Below are 4331 nucleotides of genomic sequence, written 5' to 3' on the forward strand. Positions count from 1 at the left end.
AAACCGTAGCAAATAAAAGAAAAGACTATCATTTTAAACTGGCTCATAAATTGTGTGAAGGAGTAGGAATGATATTCGTTGAAGATATAAACTTTAGATCATGGTCAAAAGGGTTGTTTTGTAAGCAATCTCTTGATATGGGATTAGGGCAATTCTTTAATATTCTTGAGTATATCTGTTCTCAAACTGATACCTATTTTGCTAAAGTCAATAAAGACTATACATCTCAAATATGCTCTAACTGTGGAACTCATACAGGTAAAAAAGAGTTAAGTGTTAGAGTTCATGTATGTCCAGAGTGTGGATATACAAACGATAGAGATGTAGTTGCGGCGGAAGTAGTAAGAGATAGAGGTTTAACTGCTGTAGGACTTACAGTGTTCAAAAATGCTTGTGGAGATGTTCTGCCATTAAGGTAAGAATCTAAGAAACAAGAATCCTCGTGGCTTCAGCTTTTCGGGAGTGTCAATCATCCTATTTCTTATACTGCTAAAAATTCTTGAATAACTCTTTGACTTAATTGACTGGTTAAACCAGAAGCAACTATTCCTCCTTTTTGCATAGCATAATATCGATCAGCTTGTCTTACAAAATGCAAATGTTGCTCTACTAAAAGAACAGAAATACCAGTTTCTTTAATAATCTTTTTGACCGCTGCTTCAATCTCTAGTATAATTGATGGTTGAATACCCTCCGTTGGTTCATCTAATAGTAATAATTGCGGTTTGCCCATTAAGGCTCTTGCGATCGCCAATTGTTGTTGCTGCCCACCGCTTAAGTCGCCTCCCATGCGGTTTAACATAGTTTTTAAAACAGGGAATAACTCGAAAATTTCGTCAGGAATTTCTTTTTTGACTTTGACATTTTTCGGAATGGCTTCTAAGCCCAAAATCAGGTTTTCTTTTACGGTCAAACGAGGTATAATATCTCTACCTTGAGGCACATAACCAATACCTAATTTAGCACGTTGATCTGTAGTAACTTTATCAATAATTTGATTTCTAAAATTAAGCTCTCCTGTAGGTGATTTTAATAAACCCATAATCGTTTTTAATAAAGTAGTTTTACCTACTCCATTTCTACCAATTAAACACACCATTTCACCACTATTAATACTTAAATCAACATCTCTTAAAATATGACTTTCGCCGTAATAAACATTTAAACTTGTTAAATTTAACATGGTATTAAAACTAAATCTAAAATTTACTAATAAAGGATAAATTTGTCAAAAATTGCTTTTACAAATGCCCTTAATTTATGGATAAAAAACTTTGCGTCTTTGCGTCTTTGCGAGAAAAAACCAATCTTAATTTTAAGGTATCGAATCATAGGAATAATTAAAACTAATTGATAAGACTATTAACAATTTCTGTAGGTAAATTCAATAATTCTAATAACTCTTGATAGACTTGATTTTCTAACTGATTGATACCATGACTATTAATAATTTGATTACTTAATTGTAAAACTTTTAGCTTTTCTTCTTCAGTTGTTAATAAAGGCACTAAATCACTTAAAGGTATATTTTCCCCTAAAAAGTTAATTAATTCCTCTTTTAACAGCAATTCATCTTCAGAAGAATCGGCAAATTGCTTACTTAAATTAGTGATAATTATATCTTGTTCTTCGGGAGTTAAATTAAAATCTGCCCATGCCATAGTTGCTGCAATACGCACAATTACAATCTCATCTCTTTCTAATGAAGTTTCTTGCCCTAAATATACTTCAATTACACGAGGATCGTTTTGTACTTCATTCATCGTACCCTCACACAATACAGTACCTTGATGTAATACAGTAACTTGTTTAGCTATTTGTCTAACAAATTCCATATCATGTTCGATAACTATGATAGAATGACTTTCGGCTAAAGCTAAGAGTAAATTGCCGACATTTTCTGTTTCTTCATCAGTTAAACCAGCTACAGGTTCATCTACTAATAATAAGTCTGGAGACTGTGCTACTAACATCCCAATTTCTAACCTTTGTTTTTCTCCATGGGATAATAAAGCGGCTTGTAATTCTGCTTTTGCGGTTAATCCGATCGTTTCAAGTAAACTGGCAACAGTTCGCTTATCTTGTTCCGTTGATTTATTAAACAGGGTTGAAAAAACATTTTTAGTCTTATTAGCTACTAAATCTAAATTTTCTTTGACAGTTAAGTTTAAATATACCCTAGGAGTTTGAAATTTTCTTCCAATACCCATTCTAGCTATTTGATGTTCACTAATTTTTCTTAGGTTTTTCCCCTTAAAAAATACATTGCCTTCCGTGGGTTGAACTTTACCTGTAATAACATCTAAAAAAGTAGTTTTTCCTGCACCATTTGGACCAATAATGACTCTTAATTCACCCTTATTCATTTTAAACTTAAGATGATTTAGAGCTTTAAAACCATCAAAACTTACCGTTAAATCGTCAATTTCTAATATCGTTTCATTCATTATTTATTTATCATAATAATGTTTATTTTGCCATAGTCTAAATAATATAATTCACTTAACCCATAATTTTCGGTAAAAATTGTTACAGAATTATTGATTTAAGGTATAATATGACTTCATTTTTCTTCAACAATGTTAATTTCATCCTCTGTTAATTCATATAATTGATATACTAATAAATCGATTTCTCTCTCTAGTTTTGTTGTGTTATTATTAGGATTTTCTTGTTTTAATTTTAATATTTTTGTAACAATATTTGAAATAGTTTTATTAATTATGTCATCAGGTATTGGAATTGGTAACTCTAACAAAAAGGCTTTTTTATATCTGATTTTACCAACTAACTCTCCACCCATATAAAAATTTTTAAAGAAAAACGTAACGGCTTTTGAATTTAATAAACCTGTTAAATATTTTAAATGATCTCCTGAGATAAAAAAAGCTGTTGCTTCAGGATAATATCCTTTTTCATCATAGTAAAATTGAGGTTCGCTAACAATTTCAGAAAAAATTATTTTCGGTTGTTTAAATACTCCTAAATAAGCACAATTACGCAAATTTGTCCAATGATAACCTTGATCATATCGTTGAGATGCTTGTTTTTCAAATTTTAATAAATATTGGTATATTATAGGATAATCTTTTATTAAGTCAATTCTGGGATTATTTTTATAACCATTATGAGAATTAATCAACCAAAAGTTAGCATAATTGCAGTAATATTTTCTAGTGTCTCTGCCTCTTAAAATTGGTTTAATTATCTCTTCATTTTTTCCATCATTTTCGATTAAATAGTTTTTTGTTTCTTGATCAATAATAAAGGCTTCATTATAACCAGTTTTGATGCCAAAATTAATATCGATATTCCATGCTGATAATTTTTTGCCGATGGTTTCTATCTTATCTTTTAATAATCGTAATTGAGGAGAAAGAATATTCCAAATATCTTCAGAAATAGTGATATTTTTGATCATATTTGTGTTAATAAATTCTTCAAAGTCATGATTAGTTTTGAAAAAGTTATCAGAAAAACGAATACCATTAAGTAGATTTAAGTTAGAAGATTTTTCTACCATCAAAATATTAGTATGAACTATAGCATTATCAAATAGTAAATTTTGTCCAAAATCAATTAAATTAAGAGGATTAGTATTTTCTACTAAATATTTTCTCAAATAAATACCATAATTTGCCCTCATCCATTTATTAGAAATAATTAGAGTTTCAATGCCGTTTGATTTTAAAAGATTAAATCCTAATTCTATAAATAAAGCATAAATATCACCTGTATTAGAAAAAGTTAGATACTTATTTGCGATAATATTTAACTCAGACTGAGAATTAATTAAAAAGTAAGGAGGATTACCTATAATAATGTCAAAACCAATAAAATCTCCATCATCGTTTAACACCTCTGGAAATTCAAAACGCCATTCAAAAGCATTATGATAAAATCGATTATTTTTCTTATTTTCAATATCAGTAGTTAATTTATTAATCTCTTTTTCTAAATCTTTCTGTTTCTTTTTCTTCGCTTTTTTTTCCTTCGCAGTTTCCGTAAATAAAGAAGTTTGATTAAGTAAATTATTTAATTCCCCTTCTAATTGTCTTAACTTTTTTGATGTCGCATCATTACCAGTAATTTCATTGCTAAAATTAGATTTTATTTGATTAATTAACTTTTCAATGTTTTGTTTTTCTTGCTTATCTTGAGGATGATGATAAATTTTTACCGCTTGTTTATAATCATCAATAGTTAACTTATTTTTCTCTAAAGCCGAAGTTAAGTCTGCCGATAAATCAAAGCGACTAATAAGAGAATTTCCGCATTTTATATTAATATCAATATTCGGTAAAGTTTCTAAAGTTTTATTCCCTTTAACC

General features: G+C 29.0%; 3 protein-coding genes and 1 pseudogene. 1 reads left to right on the plus strand and 3 read right to left on the minus strand.

Features of this window, described 5'->3' with window-relative positions:
• The coding region (locus tag FWJ34_RS18550) for a transposase (protein ID WP_308256816.1) at positions 1-419 on the plus strand (419 nt) is incomplete at its 5' end.
• 62 nt (positions 420-481) lie between these two features.
• On the opposite strand, the gene urtE is transcribed toward FWJ34_RS18550, so the two are convergent.
• The 3 genes and pseudogenes from urtE to FWJ34_RS18565 all read right to left on the minus strand — a co-directional run.
• Positions 482-1183: an urea ABC transporter ATP-binding subunit UrtE gene (urtE, locus tag FWJ34_RS18555; protein ID WP_308256817.1), complete on the minus strand. Its 702-nt coding sequence runs from the start codon at positions 1181-1183 to the stop codon at positions 482-484.
• Between the two features lie 532 nt (positions 1184-1715).
• Positions 1716-2447 (minus strand): annotated as a pseudogene (gene urtD, locus FWJ34_RS18560) (urea ABC transporter ATP-binding protein UrtD); the annotation flags it as partial.
• Positions 2448-2563: 116 nt separating this feature from the next.
• A partial coding sequence (locus FWJ34_RS18565) for an Eco57I restriction-modification methylase domain-containing protein (RefSeq protein WP_308256818.1) occupies positions 2564-4331 on the minus strand: 1768 nt, incomplete at its 5' end.

Origin of the sequence: Geminocystis sp. GBBB08 (assembly GCF_016743215.1) — a bacterium.
GTDB lineage: Bacteria > Cyanobacteriota > Cyanobacteriia > Cyanobacteriales > Cyanobacteriaceae > Geminocystis.

Coding starts and splice junctions, on each gene's coding strand:
- urtE (WP_308256817.1), bottom strand. CDS start 1,183: ATGTTAAATTTAACAAGTTTAAATGTTTATTACGGCGAAAGTCATATT.